24 protein-coding genes and 1 pseudogene are annotated in these 16,480 nt (G+C 58.3%); 24 read left to right on the forward strand and 1 reads right to left on the reverse strand.

All coding sequences use genetic code 11. The features are described from left to right. The first annotated feature begins 155 nt into the window (after nt 1–155). The 21 genes and pseudogenes from PSH80_RS08470 to PSH80_RS08580 all read left to right on the forward strand — a co-directional run bounded on the left by PSH80_RS08470 (nt 156) and on the right by PSH80_RS08580 (nt 13,946). Nucleotides 156–491: a phage holin, lambda family gene (locus PSH80_RS08470; protein WP_220172334.1), complete on the forward strand. Its 336-nt coding sequence runs from the start codon at nt 156–158 to the stop codon at nt 489–491. Between the two features lie 316 nt (nt 492–807). Then, entirely contained in the window at nt 808–1,098 is a 291-nt protein-coding gene (locus tag PSH80_RS08475) for a hypothetical protein (RefSeq protein WP_305419839.1), read from the forward strand. Then, nucleotides 1,095–1,277 (forward strand): hypothetical protein, encoded by a 183-nt coding sequence (locus PSH80_RS08480; protein WP_305419841.1) that lies wholly within the window; start codon nt 1,095–1,097, stop codon nt 1,275–1,277. Before PSH80_RS08475 ends, PSH80_RS08480 begins: the two co-directional genes overlap by 4 nt. Beyond that, entirely contained in the window at nt 1,268–1,642 is a 375-nt protein-coding gene (locus PSH80_RS08485) for an HNH endonuclease signature motif containing protein (RefSeq protein WP_305419843.1), read from the forward strand. Before PSH80_RS08480 ends, PSH80_RS08485 begins: the two co-directional genes overlap by 10 nt. A gap of 159 nt (nt 1,643–1,801) precedes the next feature. Continuing rightward, on the forward strand, nt 1,802–2,287 hold the full coding sequence (locus PSH80_RS08490) for a phage terminase small subunit P27 family (RefSeq protein WP_169905275.1): 486 nt from the start codon (nt 1,802–1,804) through the stop codon (nt 2,285–2,287). Then, nucleotides 2,288–4,005, forward strand: a pseudogene (locus tag PSH80_RS08495) (terminase large subunit). Then, nucleotides 4,005–5,276 carry a phage portal protein gene (locus tag PSH80_RS08505; RefSeq protein ID WP_305419848.1) on the forward strand — a complete coding sequence of 424 codons (1,272 nt, stop codon included), beginning with the start codon at nt 4,005–4,007 and terminating at the stop codon, nt 5,274–5,276. The pseudogene PSH80_RS08495 and the gene PSH80_RS08505 overlap by 1 nt, the downstream one beginning before the upstream one ends. 18 nt (nt 5,277–5,294) lie before the next feature. Beyond that, complete coding sequence (locus tag PSH80_RS08510) at nt 5,295–5,957, forward strand: HK97 family phage prohead protease (protein ID WP_169989392.1); 663 nt, start codon at nt 5,295–5,297, stop codon at nt 5,955–5,957. A gap of 3 nt (nt 5,958–5,960) precedes the next feature. Beyond that, on the forward strand, nt 5,961–7,124 hold the full coding sequence (locus PSH80_RS08515; protein WP_169989391.1) for a phage major capsid protein: 1,164 nt from the start codon (nt 5,961–5,963) through the stop codon (nt 7,122–7,124). 35 nt (nt 7,125–7,159) lie between these two features. After that, on the forward strand, nt 7,160–7,450 hold the full coding sequence (locus PSH80_RS08520; protein WP_305419852.1) for a hypothetical protein: 291 nt from the start codon (nt 7,160–7,162) through the stop codon (nt 7,448–7,450). Beyond that, on the forward strand, nt 7,447–7,785 hold the full coding sequence (locus tag PSH80_RS08525; protein ID WP_305419854.1) for a head-tail connector protein: 339 nt from the start codon (nt 7,447–7,449) through the stop codon (nt 7,783–7,785). The genes PSH80_RS08520 and PSH80_RS08525 overlap by 4 nt, the downstream gene beginning before the upstream one ends. Next, entirely contained in the window at nt 7,782–8,117 is a 336-nt protein-coding gene (locus PSH80_RS08530; RefSeq protein ID WP_305419856.1) for a phage head closure protein, read from the forward strand. The genes PSH80_RS08525 and PSH80_RS08530 overlap by 4 nt, the downstream gene beginning before the upstream one ends. Continuing rightward, nucleotides 8,110–8,595, forward strand: a complete 486-nt coding sequence (locus PSH80_RS08535; RefSeq protein WP_305419857.1) for an HK97-gp10 family putative phage morphogenesis protein — start codon at nt 8,110–8,112, stop codon at nt 8,593–8,595. The genes PSH80_RS08530 and PSH80_RS08535 overlap by 8 nt, the downstream gene beginning before the upstream one ends. Then, nucleotides 8,595–8,960: a DUF3168 domain-containing protein gene (locus tag PSH80_RS08540; RefSeq protein WP_305419859.1), complete on the forward strand. Its 366-nt coding sequence runs from the start codon at nt 8,595–8,597 to the stop codon at nt 8,958–8,960. The genes PSH80_RS08535 and PSH80_RS08540 overlap by 1 nt, the downstream gene beginning before the upstream one ends. A gap of 66 nt (nt 8,961–9,026) precedes the next feature. Further along, nucleotides 9,027–9,755 carry a phage tail tube protein gene (locus PSH80_RS27335; RefSeq protein ID WP_169989386.1) on the forward strand — a complete coding sequence of 243 codons (729 nt, stop codon included), beginning with the start codon at nt 9,027–9,029 and terminating at the stop codon, nt 9,753–9,755. 9 nt (nt 9,756–9,764) lie between these two features. Continuing rightward, a complete protein-coding gene (locus PSH80_RS08555; RefSeq protein ID WP_305419860.1) occupies nt 9,765–10,190 on the forward strand; it encodes a phage tail assembly chaperone family protein, TAC in 426 nt (141 codons plus the stop codon). A gap of 2 nt (nt 10,191–10,192) precedes the next feature. Next, nucleotides 10,193–10,399 carry a hypothetical protein gene (locus PSH80_RS08560; protein ID WP_169989384.1) on the forward strand — a complete coding sequence of 69 codons (207 nt, stop codon included), beginning with the start codon at nt 10,193–10,195 and terminating at the stop codon, nt 10,397–10,399. A 111-nt stretch (nt 10,400–10,510) separates the two neighbouring features. Further along, a complete protein-coding gene (locus tag PSH80_RS08565) occupies nt 10,511–10,828 on the forward strand; it encodes a hypothetical protein (RefSeq protein ID WP_305419862.1) in 318 nt (105 codons plus the stop codon). A gap of 57 nt (nt 10,829–10,885) precedes the next feature. Continuing rightward, nucleotides 10,886–13,387, forward strand: coding sequence for a phage tail tape measure protein (locus PSH80_RS08570; protein ID WP_305419864.1), 2,502 nt, complete (start codon nt 10,886–10,888; stop codon nt 13,385–13,387). Then, nucleotides 13,387–13,731, forward strand: coding sequence for a phage tail protein (locus PSH80_RS08575; RefSeq protein WP_305419865.1), 345 nt, complete (start codon nt 13,387–13,389; stop codon nt 13,729–13,731). Before PSH80_RS08570 ends, PSH80_RS08575 begins: the two co-directional genes overlap by 1 nt. 77 nt (nt 13,732–13,808) lie before the next feature. Next, nucleotides 13,809–13,946, forward strand: a complete 138-nt coding sequence (locus PSH80_RS08580; RefSeq protein WP_305419867.1) for a hypothetical protein — start codon at nt 13,809–13,811, stop codon at nt 13,944–13,946. On the opposite strand, the gene PSH80_RS08585 is transcribed toward PSH80_RS08580, so the two are convergent. After that, nucleotides 13,936–14,196, reverse strand: coding sequence for a hypothetical protein (locus PSH80_RS08585; protein WP_305419869.1), 261 nt, complete (start codon nt 14,194–14,196; stop codon nt 13,936–13,938). The two genes, PSH80_RS08580 and PSH80_RS08585, sit on opposite strands and share 11 nt — an antisense overlap. Before the next feature lie 190 nt (nt 14,197–14,386). Between PSH80_RS08585 and PSH80_RS08590 the strand changes: the two genes are divergently transcribed. Genes PSH80_RS08590 through PSH80_RS08600 form a run of 3 tightly spaced genes read left to right on the forward strand, consistent with a single transcriptional unit; the run spans nt 14,387 to nt 16,460 of the window. Continuing rightward, entirely contained in the window at nt 14,387–15,091 is a 705-nt protein-coding gene (locus tag PSH80_RS08590) for a phage minor tail protein L (protein ID WP_305419871.1), read from the forward strand. A 2-nt stretch (nt 15,092–15,093) separates the two neighbouring features. Next, a complete protein-coding gene (locus PSH80_RS08595) occupies nt 15,094–15,876 on the forward strand; it encodes a C40 family peptidase (RefSeq protein ID WP_305419873.1) in 783 nt (260 codons plus the stop codon). Further along, nucleotides 15,873–16,460: a tail assembly protein gene (locus PSH80_RS08600; protein WP_220172313.1), complete on the forward strand. Its 588-nt coding sequence runs from the start codon at nt 15,873–15,875 to the stop codon at nt 16,458–16,460. The genes PSH80_RS08595 and PSH80_RS08600 overlap by 4 nt, the downstream gene beginning before the upstream one ends. Nucleotides 16,461–16,480: the final 20 nt, after the last annotated feature.

Consider the following 16,480-nt stretch of genomic DNA (forward strand, 5'->3'; position numbering starts at 1 on the left):
CCCAGCCATCGCTGGGCTTTTTGCTTTCTACAGTTCATCGAGCCTCGGCATTTGCCGGGGCTTTTTCGTTTTCGGCTCCACCACGCCCATTGCTCTGAGCTGGGAGTGCTGCTGGAGCCGGACCTAATCGCCCCCCACATCGGGGAGGACAGCGGATGCCCAACATGCCAGACAAACCGGACACCTGGCTCATCGTGCTTGCATGGCTGAGTCAGCACTCGCCGACGCTTTATGCCGCAGGCCTATCTGCCTTGATGGCTGGTATCAGGATCATTTATGGCGGCGGTACCCGGCGCCAGGCTCTGCTTGAGGCGGCGATCTGCACCTTGATCACGATTGGCCTGATCCCTGTCCTTGAGTACTTCGGGCTCCCGCAGAACCTTGCGACGGCTGCCGGTGTGTTTATCGGATTTCTGGGCGTTAAGAAGCTGGCCGATTTTGCTGATCGGGTCGCCGACTTCAAGTTTCCTCGGCGCGGTGCGGGACAGTAATCCGCGCCACGTTTTCGAAGGCTGGAGGATGGTTATGCGGTACCGAGATTTGTTTCGCCGGACAGCAAGCGACCTGAAGGCTTGTATCAAGTCAGGCGCGCCGCAGTGGTTGATAGGGTATGCCAATGCGTCGATGGCCAAGGCTGACTACTACCACGGCAGGCGCCTAAACAGCATCTGTCCACTCCGAACCAGAGCAATGAATGAGCTGCTGCAGCTTGGCGACGTGCTGCGGCACTGGAAGCGGTGGGCCTGATGGCTTGCAGCGGATGCGCCGCCCGGCGCGAATGGATATCCAAGTGGAGCAAGATTGCATATGAGCGAGCCAAAGAACTCCTTGAGCGTGGTCACGATCCTGCCCCCGCCGAGCCAGAAGCCGGGCAGCGCCCAGATGGCGCAAGGCACGAAGGTGATGCTGAGTGATGGCAGTGAGTTGTCAGGCGTCACCTCAGTAACGTTGAGTGCTAAGGCGGGCGGGGTGTGGGAGGCAACCATCACCGTACTGCCCGAGATCATCCAGGCAGTGGATGCCGAGGCGCACATCGTCGAGGTGGACATCACTGACCTGCAGTCGCAGTCGTGTAAGCATGCAAGGGTAGGAGCATGACCGCGCCACTTGCCCAGGTGCTGCAAGCCATCCTTGATGAGCAGAAGAAGCAGACAGCGATCCTCGAAAGGATGGCAGAGCAGCAGGGCCTACTGATCCAGGCGCTGGCTGAGGAGCAGGCCGAGCAGGATCCCGATGTGCCGCCAATGACCTACATGGATGGCTCACCATGCCGCTGAGGCCCCAGAAGCCGTGCAACGCCCAAGGCTGCAACAAGTTGACCCGCAACCCTCGGTACTGTGATGAGCATGCTCACCTGCTCAAGAGCTCGGCATGGGCCAAGCCTCGCGAGAGCAGTACCAAACGTCACTACAACTACAAGTGGCAGCAGGCTCGCGCAGGTTGGCTGGCAAAGCATCCGCTGTGTCGATGCTGTCAGGCGGAAGGGAAAGTGGTTGCTGCCACTGATGTTGATCACATCATTCCGCACAAGGGCGACATGACACTGTTCTGGGATCGGAACAACTGGCAGAGCCTATGCGGGCCGTGCCACTCCAGCAAGACTGCCTCCGAGGATGGTGGATTCGGCAATTCCCGGCGCTGAAAACAGAAAAACTGCAAAAAAACAGTGAAAAACGGCCAAATCAGGACGCTTCAGGCAGAAAGGGAGGGGGAGGGGCGAAAGTCTGGGCCCTTTCGCTTCTAGACCGCGCCCTCAGTCGTTTTTTTACACCCGCGAAATTAAAAATCCAGGAGTTGCGCGATGGGAGGCACCGCCACGGTCGCCGGCCGTGGTCGCAAACCCAAGCCGACGGCCAAGAAATTGCTCGCCGGAAATCCTGGCAAGCGAGCACTCAACAAGGCCGAGCCAGAGTTTTCAAAGATCACTAATGTCGATCCGCCCGAGTGGCTGACTGACCGCGCTGCCCAGATGTGGCGCATGGTTGTCCCGGAGTTGCTCCGCGAAAACGTGGTAGCGATCACCGATCTGCACAACGTCGAAGCGTTTTGCGTTGCATATGACAACTGGCGCATGGCCCAAGAGTCGGTTCAAAAGAACGGGATCGTCGTTACGGGCGCCCAGGGTGGCCCAATAAAGAACCCCGCACTGACTGCTGCAAACGAAACGATGCGCCAACTGGTCACGTTTGGCTCGATGCTCGGACTAGATCCGGCCAGCCGGACGCGCCTGATCGGCGGCAACAAGGAGAAAGAAACCAACGAATTCGCCCAACTATTGAGATCTTAAATGGCCAAGTCCGCTCACCCCAACGTCGACAAGGCGATGGCGTGGGGAAGGTCTCTGTTGCGCGGGAAGGTTCCTGCGTGCCGCTACATCCACCAGGCGGTGCAGCGCCACTTCGATGATTTGGCTGCCAGTCGCAAGCGCGCATTCCGCTTCAAGTTCGATCCAGCCAAGGCTGAGAAGAAGCTCAAGCTGATGCAACTGTTGCCGCACACCAAAGGCGAATGGGCATTCAAGCGACAGCTGATCACTCTTGAGGCCTGGCAACTGTTCGGCATTGCGGTGACGTTTGGTTGGGTCAGGAAGAAGGGTGGCTACCGGCGGTTCCGCGAAAGCTATTGGGAGGTTCCCCGCAAGAACGGAAAGTCAGTCGTTGCTGGTGGTGTTGGCATAAGCATGTTCGTCGCCGATGGTGAGTACGGTGCCGAGGTGTATGCAGGTGCCACGACAGAGAAGCAGGCCTGGGAAGTGTTCCGCCCAGCGAAGCTGATGGTCACCAAGTCGCCAATGCTGGTGCAGGCCGCCGGCATTGAGGTGAACGCCTCGAACATGAACATCCCATCGGACTTCAGCCGTTTCGAGCCGCTGATCGGTAACCCAGGCGATGGTGCTTCACCAAGCTGTGCCATCGTCGACGAATATCACGAACACCCAACGTCAGCCCAATACGACACCATGCTCACCGGCATGGGGGCCAGGCGGCAGCCGTTGATGTTCATCATCACCACCGCCGGCGCCGACATTGAGGGGCCTTGCTACGACAAGCGCCGCCAGGTGATCGAGATGCTCGAGGGCACCGTGCCCGATGATGAGTTGTTCGGCTGGATCTGGACGCTGGACGAGGGGGATGACTGGACTGACCCGAAGATGTTGGCCAAGGCCAATCCTAATCACGGGGTCTCTGTGTTCCAGGAGTACCTGGAAAGCCAGCAGGCCCGGGCAATTCGCTCGGCACGGTTCACCAACACATTCAAGACAAAGCACCTCAATCTCTGGGTGAGTGCCAAGTCCGGCTTTTACAACATGGAAAGCTGGAAGGCTTGCGAGGACACCACGCTGACCCTGGAGCAGTTCGAGGGCCAAGAGTGGAATGCGGGTTTCGACCTGGCGCGCAAGCTCGACATGAACTCAAGGGCTCGCCTGTTCTGGCGAATGATTACGGGAAAATCCACTACTACAGCGTTGCGAAGTTCTGGGTTCCCTATGACACCGCCTTCAACACCGACAACAAGCGTATGTCTGAGCGATTTCAGGCCTGGATTCACTCCAAGCACCTTGAGGTAACGGACGGTGCCGAGATTGATTACCGCGAGATCCTAGAGGACACGAAAGAGGCCAACCATCACGCACCAGTGCGTGAGTGCCCAATCGACCCTCACGGCGCGACCGGCCTCAGCCATGACCTGGATGACCAGGGGTTCAACCCCATTACGATCACCCAGAACTACACCAACATGTCGGACCCCATGAAAGAGCTGGAAGCCGCTATTGAGGCTGGCCGGTTTCATCACGACGGAAACCCGATCATGACCTGGTGTATCGGCAACGTCATCGGCAAGAACTTGCCAGGTAACGATGACGTGGTTCGCCCGATTAAGCAGGGCGATGACAACAAGATCGACGGCGCTGTTGCGCTGATTATGGCGATAGGCCGAGTCCTGGCGAATGCTGAGGTGCAAGGTTCTGTTGACGACTTCCTATCCAGACCGATGAGCATGTAATGGCAGATACCGACTACAGCATTGACCTGCGCACGCGCAGTCCCTTCTGGGCGCGTATGGCGAGCTTCTTTGTCGGCGGTCGCCTGGTTACTCCGGACAAGGGATCGCAGACCGGCCCCGTATCAGCTTCAGGGGTAGTAGGGGATTCGGTCGTCAACGATGAGCGTTCGCTCCAGATATCCACGGTATTCGCGTGTGTAAGGCTGATATCCAGCGTCACAGCGTGCATGCCCTTGGACGTATTTGAAACAAAGGGTGATGACCGCAGGAAGGCGGACCTCAATAATCCTTTGGCACGCTTGCTGCGGTATAGCCCCAACTCTTTCATGACCGCATTCGACTTCCGTGTGTCGATGACGATGCAGCTCTGTTACTACGGCAACGCGTATGCACTGATCGAGCGCAACAGCGCCGGAGATGTAATCAGTCTTGTCCCGCTCCTTTCAGCCAACATGGACGTCAGGCTCGAGGGTCGCAAGGTTGTGTATCGATACCGTCGCGACAATGAATATGCGGACTTCAAACAAACAGAAATTTTCCACCTCAAGGGGTTCGGCTTCAATGGTCTCGTAGGGCTTTCCCCGATCGCATTTGCGGCCAAGAGCGCTGGTGTCGCGGTGGCCATGGAGGATCAGCAGCGAGACTTCTACGCGAATGGTGCGAAGTCTCCGCAGTTGTTGATGACCGGTGATAGCAAGGTTCTCAATAAAGAACAGCGCGCTCAGGTTGAAGAGAACTTCAAGGAGATATCCGGCGGCCCGGTGAAAAAGCGGCTGTGGATCCTTGAGGGTGGCTTTACGACCCAGGCTATTGGGGTGAGCCCGCAGGACGCTGAAACGATGGCGGCGCGCAAGTTTCAGGTGAGCGAGCTGGCCAGGTTCTTTGGAGTGCCTCCCCATCTGGTGGGCGATGTTGAAAAGTCCACCAGTTGGGGCTCCGGTATTGAGCAACAAAACCTCGGATTTCTACAGTACGCCCTTGATCCCTACTTGGAGATCTGGGAGTGCAGCATCCTTCGCTGGCTGGTAAAGCCGTCCGACCTCGGCAGGATTCATGCTGAGCACAACCGCGATGGCCTTCTCAGTGGCGACTCTACCGCCAGGGCGAACTACATGAAAACTCTGGTGGATACCGGCTTGCTGACGATCAACGAAGGCAGGCGCGTCAACAACCGGCCACCCGTTGATGGCGGCGATGTCGCCACCAGGCAGTCGCAAAACGTACCGCTTACCCAACTTGGCCAAACAAACCCCGCACCCAGCGGGGTTTAGTTTTTCTGGAGCTGCCAAATGTCAAACATTCAAAAGACCCTGGCCTTCGCTGAGGCTGAGATCAAATTCGATTCCGGCGGAAAGGTAGGGGTTTTCGAGGGGTATGCCAGCGTTTTCGATGTGATCGATTCGGATGGCGACATCATCCTTCCGGGCGCGTTTAAAAAAGCCCTGAACACGCAGAGCCGGCAGGTTGGCATGTTCTTCAACCACCAAACCTACGGTTTGCCGGTGGGTAAATGGCAGTCGCTTGAAGAGGACAGCAAAGGCTTGATCGTTCGAGGCGAACTGACGCCAGGTCTTTCTGTTTCTAACGACCTTCGCGCCGCGATGGAGCACAAGACTGTCGAGGGCATGTCTGTTGGCTTCACCGTGATGAAAAACGACTTCGACATGATCGCCACCGGCCGCGCGTTCAAGAACGTGGCTTCCCTTCGCGAGATCAGCATTTGCACGTTCCCCGCCAATGAGCTGGCAACTATTGAGTCCATGAAGTCCATGGAGTCGATCACAACTATTCGCGACGTTGAGCACTGGCTGAGGGATTCGGCCGGCCTCTCGAAGTCGCAAGCCCTGGGCCTTATCGCCCGGATCAAGTCCGCAGTTCGGAGTGATTCCGAAGGTGGCGAAATCACCGCGATTCTCAATCGCCTTAAAACCTTCCCAACTGTAGGAAACTGAACCATGTCCGAATTGGCCCAAATCCAAAAGGCAATCGAAGACGCGCAGACGAACATGACCCAACTGTTCGACGCGCAGAAGAAGGAAATCACCGAGACTGGTGCTGTTAGCAAGAAGCTGCAGTCCGACCTCCAAACCGTCCAGGAAGAGCTGACCAAGTCCGGCACCCGACTGTTTGACCTGGAGCAGAAGCTGGCGTCCGGCAATCTGGACAACCCAGAAACCAAGAAGTCGTTTGCCGAGCAAACAGCGCTCGATCTTCAAAAGTCCTGGGACGGCAAGTCCTCGGGCAAGGTTGACGTTAAAAGCTTCAACAAGCAGCTTGGCAGCGGCGCTGGTTCGGCTGGCGCATTGATCGAGCCTCAGCGCAACGCTGGCATCCTGATGCCTGGCCTGCGCCGCCTCACCATTCGCGACCTGCTGGCACAAGGCCGTATCAGCTCGAACTCGCTGGAATATGTTCGCGAGAACATCTTCACCAACAGCGCGGCGCCGGTCGCCGAGGGCACGCTGAAGCCTGAGTCCAACCTGACCTTCACCAAGGAAACAGCGAACGTTAAAACCATCGCCCACTGGATTCAGGCTTCGCGCCAGGTCATGGACGATGCGCCAATGCTGGAATCCTACGTAAACAACCGCCTGCTGTTCGGCTTGGCCCTGGTCGAAGAAGGCCAACTGCTGAACGGTGACGGTACTGGTGACAACCTGACCGGCCTGAACAAGGTTGCCACGGCCTACGACGCAGCGCTGAACGTTACCGGTGACACCCGTGCTGACAAGATTGCCCACGCGATCTTCCAGACCAGTGAGTCTGAGTTTGAAGCCTCCGGCATCATCCTCAACCCGCGCGACTGGCACGCCATTGCGTTGCTGAAAGATGCTGATGGCCGCTACATCTTCGGCGGTCCGGCTGCCTTCGCCGCCAAGGTCATGTGGGGGCTGCCAGTGGTTGCAACCAAGGCCCAGGCCCTGGGGACGTTCACTGTCGGCGGCTTTGATCTGGCCTCCCAGGTCTGGGACCGCATGGACGCAACCGTCGAAGTCAGCCGCGAAGATCGCGATAACTTCGTCAAGAACATGCTGACCATCCTCTGTGAAGAGCGCCTGGCCCTGGCCCACTACCGGCCAACCGCGATCATCACCGGTCCTTTCGCAACCGCACCATAATCGAGGGCGGGGCAGGCAACTGCCCCGATTGCGTCATGATCAAGATTCGCGCGTTGCGGCAGTTCTCGCACTACCACGCCGGCAACTTCAGCCAGTTCGAGGTCCGTGAGGTAAAGGACGAATATGCAGAGGCATTGATCGGATTGGACTTGGCAGAAGAGGTAGAGGCCGATCCAATCCAGGAGCAGGAGCAGGAGCAGGAGCAGGAGCAGGAGCAGGAGCAGGAGCAGGAGCAGGAGCAGGAGCAGGAGCAGGAGCAGGAGCAGGAGCAGGAGCAAGAAGCACCTGCGACCAATGCAACCAAGAAAGCAGGCGGTAAAAAATGAGCATCCCCGTCACCGATCTGCTGCCGATCGCTTTGATGCGCAAGCATCTGCGCGTCGACCATGAAGACGATGACGACCTGATCGAGCTCTATGCTGAGTCTGCCCTGGCTTGGGCGCTGTGGTATTGCGACAACCCGGCGCTAAAGTTGGTGGCTGATTTCCCTGCGTCCTTCAAGGCTGCGCTGTTGCTGCTGCTAGGGAATGCGTACGCGACTCGTGAAGCGGTCGTGATCGGCACCATTACCGCCGAACTGCCCTTGGCTGTGGATTCGCTTCTTTGGGCCTCAAGGAATTGGCGCGGTGTTGTCGACCTTAAGCCGGAGGATGAGCCATGAGGGCTGGCGATCTGCGGCACCGCATGCAATTTCAGAAGCTGGCCCCGGGAGTCGACCCTGAAACCCAAGAGCCTACAGCAGGCGAGTGGGTCGACGTTGCAATGGTCTATGCCTCTATCGAGCCGTTGAGTGGCAGGGAGTTCATCGGTGCTCAGGCGGTTCAGTCCGAGGTCGTGGGTCGAATCGTGATTCGTCGGCGTACCGACATCAAGGCACAGATGCGCGGGGTGTACCGGGGCCGGATCTACAACATCCAAGGCGTCCTGCCCGACCCCAAGTCCGGCCTGGACTACCTGACGCTACCCTATTCCGAGGGCGTGAACGATGGCTGACGACATCCAGTTCAGCCTTGTCGGCATTGACGGCCTGCTTTCAAAACTGGCCACGGTGAACGATGAGGTCAAGCGCAAGACTGGGCGCACCGCGCTTCGGCGCGCTGCTGAGATGGTTGCCAAAAACTTCAAAGAGGGCGCCAGGCGCTGGGACGACCCGGACACAGGGCGCTCGATTGCCGACAACATCGTCCTTCGCTGGAACGGCCGGCTGTTTCGCCGTACTGGTGACCTGGGCTTTCGCGTTGGCGTGCTGCACGGGGCGGTGCTGGTTAAGAATGGCAGCACTGAAAAAAGCGCCCCGACACCCCATTGGCGTCTTCTCGAGTTCGGTACAGAGCATATTGCTGCTGACCCGGTGGCCCGCCCAGCCCTGGAAGATCATATCGGCGAAATCACCAATGAGTTCGCCACTCAGTTCGAGAAAGGCCTCGACAGGGCTATCCGCCGTGAATCCAGATCAAGGAGTAGCAGCTGATGTTCGCACCCATCAACGCCGTATGCGCCCTGGACGCTGGAGTGATTGCGCTGCTCGGGTCAGTGCCTCAGCGGTTCTATGCGTTCGGTGATGCCCCGCAGAACGTGCCCAAACCCTACGCAGTCTGGCAAACCATCGGTGGCGATCCGGAGAACTACCTGGCAGGCCGCCCGGATGCTGACGGTTACTCGCTACAGATCGACGTTTACGCGGAGTCAGGCAAGGATGCCCGAGCAGTGGCTAAGGCTCTACGCGATGCTATCGAGCTTCATTGCAACATCACCCGATGGGGTGGAGACAGTCGAGACCCTGTGACCAAGAATTATCGGTACAGCTTCGATGTGAACTGGATCGTTCTGCGATAACGCTTCAAACCCAAAACCAGCCCGCCAAGTGCGGGTTTTTTTATGCCCGACATTTGGAGAACGCCCATGTCGATCCTTTCCCAAGGAACCCAGATCTTCGCACTCGTCCCGCCGGTGTCCGGTACCGGCCCAAAGACCGTGCTTGCCATTGAGTGCGCTACGGCATTCAGCCCGGGCGGTGCGCCTGCTGATCAGATCGAAGATACGTGCCTGGAAGATAAAGACCGCAGCTACAAAAAAGGTTTGCGGACTCCTGGCCAGGCTTCGCTGACAGTCAACGCTGACCCCAGCAACGCGAGCCATGTCCGCCTCCACCAGATGTCCGAAGCGAATGGTGATACCACCATCGACTGGGCCGTGGGTTGGTCTGACGGTACCGCAGTGCCGACTGTCATCGCCGGCGGCACCGTAGATTCTGCAACCGTTGGCAGTGGTGGCACCGGTTACACCACGGCGCCTACCGTGGCCTTCACTGGCGGCGGGGGTACTGGCGCTGCAGGTACGGCAACTGTTTCGGGTGGCACGGTTACCGGTATCACTATCACCAACCCGGGCAGCGGTTACACCAGCGCGCCCACCGTGGCTTTCACCGGGGCCGGAACCGGGGCCACTGCAACAGCCTCGGTCAACAAAGAGGACGGCTTTGATCTTCCAGAGTCTCGCACCTGGTTTGTTTTCCGTGGTTACGTCTCCGACTTCCCGTTCGACTTCGCGGCTAACGCCGTGGTCAGCACGGCTGCAACCATTCAGCGCTCGGGCGGTTCTGCCTGGATCCGCAAAACCACCACTCCTTAAGGATCAATCATGCAGCTGAGTATCAGTGGGTTGAAAGAAATGGGCGCCTTCACCGGGCGCCCTGTTGAGCGGGAGATCAAGTGGGCCCAGGGCGGCAAGGAGATGTCGGCAACGGTCTTTGTTCGCCCGCTGGGCTACCGCACTGCGGTCAATGACGTGCTTTCGGCCACTGGTAAGGTCGAAAGCTACGCCGGACGCATCGCGGCCAGCATTTGTGATGAGTCCGGCCAGCCAGTGTTCACCGTGGGCGACATCACTGGTGATGCCGATCCAGAGCGCGGGGCCCTGGACGGCAACCTGACCGTGGCGTTGATGATGGTTATCGCCGAGGTCAACAACATGGGAAAGACGATGAGCTCAGTGACACCGACGAGCTCTGGCACGAACTCGCCATCACCCTCGGTGCGACGGTCGCGGAAGCCCAAGAAAGACTGAGCATGCCGGAGTTCCGGCAATGGGTTAAGTATCGAAAACTGCGCGGATCGTTGAATGTTGGCATGCGGGTAGAGAGGTCAGTCGCGCTGCTGGCCACTCTGTATGCAAACTTTAAAACGAAGAATGGCGGCTACACGGTGTATGACTTCATGCCGCACGACGCTGAGAAGCCACCCAGCCTGGAGCAGGCGATGGAGTCATGGGCTTGAATCAGCGAGCAGTCTTTGAAGTGGTCCTATGTCACCGTACGCCATGGCGGTTGTTTTTGGAATGCGATGCCTGCTGCTACAGTGTTTTGATTTAGGACGGTGGTGGCAGGTATGCGCAATAAAGTAATTGCTGGTCTTTTAATGGGGCTGACCTCGTTAAGCTCAATTGCGGAGGAGCAGCGAGACCCCTGTTTATGGGTGTCTAATCTTGCGGAAAGCATAATGAAGTCCAGGCAGAATGAGGCGCCTATGGCGAAAGTAATGGGAGTGTTTTCTGGTGGAGATGCTCCTGATGAAATTAAGAAAGTCATGAAAGACATGGTTATTGACGCTTACGAGTCTCCTGCATTTTCCTCTGATGCTAATAAAGCCAAGGCAGTCGCTCAATTCCAAAATGAGATGTACCTTGCTTGCGTGAAAGCGATGTGAAGTTCTTTATTAATGAAGCCCGCCAAGTGCGGGTTTTTTTATGCCTGGAGAAATTGAATGGCCTCGAAATCACTAGGCACGCTAACCCTCGACTTGATTGCAAGGATCGGTGGATTTACTGGTCCGCTTGACCAGGCCGGCCGTAACGCGAAGAAGTGGCAGCAAGAAACCGAGAAGAGCGCGAAATTGGTTGGCGCGGCCATTGGCGCAGGAGTCGCGGCAGGCGTGGGCGCGTTGGCTGCTTTGGCTGTGAACACTGTTAGGGCAGCAGAAGAAATTTCCCGCTTTGCTGCAATCTCGAACACCAGCACAACGGAGTTTCAAAAGCTTTCCGCTGGCGCAAACCTTGTGGGTATCAGTCAGGAAAAACTGTCCGACATATTCAAGGATGTTAACGATAAGGTTGGCGACTTTCTTAATACCGGCGGTGGCGAACTAAAGGACTTCTTCACAAATATCGCCCCGCTTGTTGGGGTCACCGCGGATGAGTTCAGAAATCTGTCCGGGCCGGAGGCGCTGGGGTTGTTCGTGTCAAGCCTGGAGAAGGCGGGGGCCAGCCAGGCAGATATGACTTTCTACCTGGAGTCGATCGCAAACGACGCAACACTGCTGCTGCCGCTACTCAAAAACAACGCTGAGGGATTTAGAGCGTTTGGGGATGCAGCCGAGGCTGCTGGCGCAATCCTTGATGACAAGACAATCAGGGCCGCCAAGGAGATGAGCGCTGCGACATGGCTTGTTGAACAGTCAGCTTCCGGGCTGAAAAACCAAATCAGCGCAGCGCTATTGCCAACACTGGCAAACTTTTCGACTCAGCTAAACCTCACTTCTGCCAATGGCCTACTGGGTAAGCAGGTCGCCGATGACTTGGCTGGAGCCTTTAAGGGCCTGGCCAAGTTTGCCTTGGGGGCCGTTGCCGGGATTCATATTCTCGGTCAAAGCATTAAGACGCTTTCGGATCTCGATGATGCTTCGATGAAGGACAGCTCCTATTGGGAGAGGTGGGTGCCGCCGGCTAGAATCTATCGAATGATTCAGAACTTTGACGGAGTCAAAGAAACGTTAGCCAAGGCCGGCGTGGAAATGGATAAAACGGCTCTTGGGTACGGCGATCTGCTGGCATCCCTCGACAAGCCTGCAGATGTTGGTGCTACCAGCCAAGTAAAAGCCCTGGCTGACCTTCTGGAGAAACTCCGGAATCCCCCGAAGGGCACGTTGAATGTCATCCCGCCCGACCAGGTAGCAGCCGCGAAGAAAATACAGGACTCCTTTGAATCAACTGAGACCGGGCTCAAGCGCCAGATTGAACTGATCAACACGTCCACTGACGCCCGAAAGGATGCGACCGAAGCCGCCAAGCTCCAGTTTGAGTTCGAGTCCGGCAAACTGACCGGCCTTAGCGGCCAGCAGAAAGAACGGCTGAAGGGGCTCGCTGACGAACTGGACGCGCTGAAGGGGCTCAAGAAGGCCAACGAAGACGCCGCAAAGCTCGCGGCGTTTGGGGCCAACCTCAAAGACAGCAACCAAACCATCAAGCAGGGTTTTGAGGTTGAGCTTGCCGGCGCCGGCTCAGGCGACAAGTTGAGAGAGCGCCTAAAGGCAGACCTCAAAATTCAGCAGGAGCATGACAAGCAGGTCGCTGACCTTTTTGAGCAGCGTAACTCTGGCGATATCAGCCAGGAGCTGTACGACAAGGAAACCGCTCTGCTCGAAGAGGCTCTTGCCGAGCGGATGGTCATTCAGCAGGACTATTACAACCAGGTCGATGAGGCCCAGAACAACTGGATGGCCGGGGTGAGTGATGCATGGCAGAACTACGTCGACGCCGCGACCGATTACTCTGGAATGGCTGCCGATGCCACGGCCTCGGTGCTGGATAGTGCAAGGAGCGAACTCGGCGGTTTCATATCTGATGTGATCAGCGGCGCCGAAGATGCTGACGACGCTCTTGGCGATCTTGTTGCCAACTTTGCCAAGTCCACCCTGCAGGCCCTTTCTGATATGGCCGCCCAGTGGCTGGTGTATCAGGCAGTGCAAATGCTGGTGGGCAAGACCACGCAGGCAAGCGCGGTCCCAACCCTGGTGGCCAATGCCCAGGCAACTGCGTTTCAGGCCAGTCTGGCAGCGTTCGCCTCGACTGCGGCTATTCCTATCGTCGGTCCAGCAGCCGCGCCGGCCGCTGCTGCGGCTGCTGCGGCAGCAACTGCCCCGATGGTGGCTGGTGTTGCCAGTGCTGCTCTTGCAGGTATGGCGCACGACGGTATCGATGCGGTGCCGGAGACGGGCACCTGGTTGCTCCAGAAGGGCGAGCGGGTCACCACTGCCGAGACCAGTGCCAAGCTGGACAGGACGCTTGATCAGTTGCGAGCCAACTCCGGCGGTGGCGCTGGCGGGGGAATCCACATCAGTGCTCCTGTGAGCGTCCAGGCCCAGCCAGGTATGAGTGGCGACGATGCTCGGAAACAGGGCGAGGCGATGGGGCAGGGCCTGGTCTCTGAAATCCGCCGCGTGCTTCAGGGTGAAATGGGGCAGGGCGGCATGCTCTGGAGGCGAGTCTGATGGCGGAAACATTCAGCTACTGCGTTCAACTGGGCGGCGATGGAGAGATTGACCAGCGCACCTGGGAGAATGATTTCGGCGACGGATACACCCAGGCCGGCGGCATCGGCATTAATACCAAGAGCGAGATATGGAATCTCACCCACTCCGGGGTTATGGCTCCCGGTGAGGATCTGCCTGCGGTGCGAGATTTCATAGACCGGCACGAAGGCTACAAGGCTTTCCTTTGGACCCCTCCCGGTGGCATTCAGGGCCGATACCGATGCAAGGGCTACAAGTCCAAGCCGCTCGGCGCGGGGCTTTGGACGCTCTCGTTTACGTTCAAGCAGACCTACACACCCTAACCCTTACCAAGCCCCGCCAAGTGCGGGGTTTCTTATTTGTAGCACCGACAACCGCGGCCGCGCCGCAGGAGATAGAAATGGAAAAGGTAGTTTGCAGTGATGCTAAGGATTCGGGCGGTAATCCGATGTGGATCCTGATGCCGGACGGCAGCTTTCTCTTAAGCCAGAAGGCTGTTGATCAAGGCGCCATCCGGCGCTTGAAGCTTAGCGCTTAGTTTCGGCCAGCTTCGCTGCATATTCTTCGTCAGTTAAAACGACGGGGAGATTTTTGCCAGGGAAGACTGTTTTGAAAACCTGAAGGGGGTAGAAGTCTCCGACCCCCTGTTTGCGACAGGCGTAGACCGCAGCGCCAATCCTAGCCAATGCATGATCGGGGTTGGAGGCGGCCTGGGTATGCGCGAGGGCCAGCACCAAGTTGGTGAGTTGAGCAATAGCGTGCTCGGTGCTTATTTCTTGCTGTGACATTTTGACCTCCAGGTCATAAGTGCGCCGGAAGTGGCGCAGACCCCAGTCCTTGGGCTTGCAGGCAAAGGACTGGGTGAATCCATTGCATGAAGGCGAGAGGCTACTACGCCTTATCGATTCGTCGTTACTGTCCTTTTGTCCAGCACTCCAGAGCCCCGCATTAAGTGGGGCTCTGCGTTTGTGGGGGTCTATGAATTACAACACTGATATTCAAAAGCTCGAGCCTGGCAATCAGATCCGGCTGTATGAACTGGACGCTACGCGCCTGGGTGCCACGATTTGGCGATTCCACGGCCATGCCCATGAAGGCGACATCATCTGGCAGGGGCAGCTCTACTCGCCGCTACAGATCGAGGCCAAAGGCTTCGACATTCGTGGCGATGGCAGGCCGGCCACTCCAACGCTGCAGGTGGACGACGAGCTGGGCGGTGTGCGCGGGGCGATCACTGCCCTGTGCTTCCAGTTCCGCGACCTGGCCGGCGCCCGGGTCAAGGTGATTGAAACGTTTCGCCACTTCCTGGACGCCGCCAACTTCCCCGACGGCAACCCGGAAGCTAGCGACCAATCGAAAACGAACCTTTGGTTTATCGAGCAGAAGACCGAGGCGCTGCCGAGCATCTCGGTCACCTTCTCCCTGTCCAGCCCCACGGACATGGAAGGGCAGATGTTGCCTTCCCAGCAGATCACCAAGCTTTGCCGGTGGGCCTGCCGTGGCGGGTACCGGCAGGAGGCGTGCGCCTATGCCGGCACTGCCATGTTCGACAAGAAGAATCAGCCCACGGACAACCCGGCGCTCGACCGCTGCGGGGGCTGGTGGAGCAGTTGCAAGTTACGGGGCAACACACGCCGCTTCGGCGGATCCATGGGCGCGAGCCTTATCGCAAGTTCGAGGTAGTCATGCGGATCAATCAGAAATTGCAGGACGAGATCCGCGCGCACGCCGAACGTGTCTACCCGGCCGAGGCTTGCGGGGTGCTGATCAAGACCGCTGCTGGCCGTGAGTACGTGCCCTGCACCAACCTGGCCACCACTGCCCGCGAGAACTTCCAGATCGACCACAAGGACATGGCCAGAGCCGAGGATCGCGGGGATGTGCTGGCGATCATCCATAGCCACCCGGACCTGGCCCCGACGCCGAGCATGGCTGACCGCGTCAGTTGCGAGCTGCACGAACTGCCCTGGGGCATTGTGGGCTGGCCCGGCGGTGAGTTTGAGTGGTTCAAGCCGTCAGGCTTCCAGGCGCCGCTGCTGGGCCGCGACTTCTCCCATGGTCTGCTTGATTGTTGGGCGGCGTGTCGCGACTGGTACGCCCGGGAGGTTGGCCTGCAACTGCCGAACTTCGAGCGCGCCGATCTGTGGTGGGAGCAGAAGGATGGGCCGAGCCTGTACGAGGACAACTTCGCGGCCACCGGTTTCTACCAGGTCAACGAGGCGCGGCGGGGTGACATGCTGGTGTTGCAGATCCCCACGCCCGGCCGGGAGTGCTACTTCCCGAACCATGCAGCGATTTACCTGGGCGATGAGCCGGCGCTGATCAGCGAGACGGCGCCGAAGCTTGGCGGGTCTGGGCCGTTCATCTACCACCACATGCCCGGCCGCCTGGCCGCCCGTGAAATCTACGGTTGGTCGATGGCCAACCGGGTAAAGCTGATTCTCCGTCACAAGGACTACCGCCCATGACTATGCGAACCATCAAGCTCGGCGGTGTGCTGGGTAAAAAGTTCGGCAAGCAGTTCACGTTGGATGTTCACAGCTTCCGGGATGCCATGGCGGCGCTGTGCATGATGAAGCCGGGCTTTGAGAAGTACCTGCGCACTGCCGAAGAGCGCGGTCTGGTGTTCGCTGTCTTCGTCGACGAGCGCAATCTTGGCGAGCAGGAGCTTGACCTGGTGGGCAGCAACAACGGCGACATCCGTATTCAGCCAATCGTCCAGGGTAGCAAGCAGGCGGGCATGTTCCAGACACTGCTCGGCGTGGTGCTGATCGTGGCCGGCCTGTTCACTGGAGGTACCACCTCGACGCTCGGCATGGGCCTTCTGGCCGCCGGCGCCGCTGTCGGGTTGGGCGGTGTTGTGCAGATGTTGTCGCCTACCACCAAAGCCAGCGCCGAGAGCAAGAATGACGACGGCAACAATCCGAGCTACGGCTTCGGAGGCGCTGTCACGACTATCGCCCAGGGCAACCCCTACCCGCTGCTTTATGGAGAGCGGGAGATCGGCGGGGCGGTTGAGTCCGGCGGGGTCTACACCCAAGACAACATTTAACCAATCCCAACATCCCAACC

Source organism: Pseudomonas sp. FP818, assembly GCF_030687335.1.
Taxonomy (GTDB): domain Bacteria; phylum Pseudomonadota; class Gammaproteobacteria; order Pseudomonadales; family Pseudomonadaceae; genus Aquipseudomonas; species Aquipseudomonas shahriarae.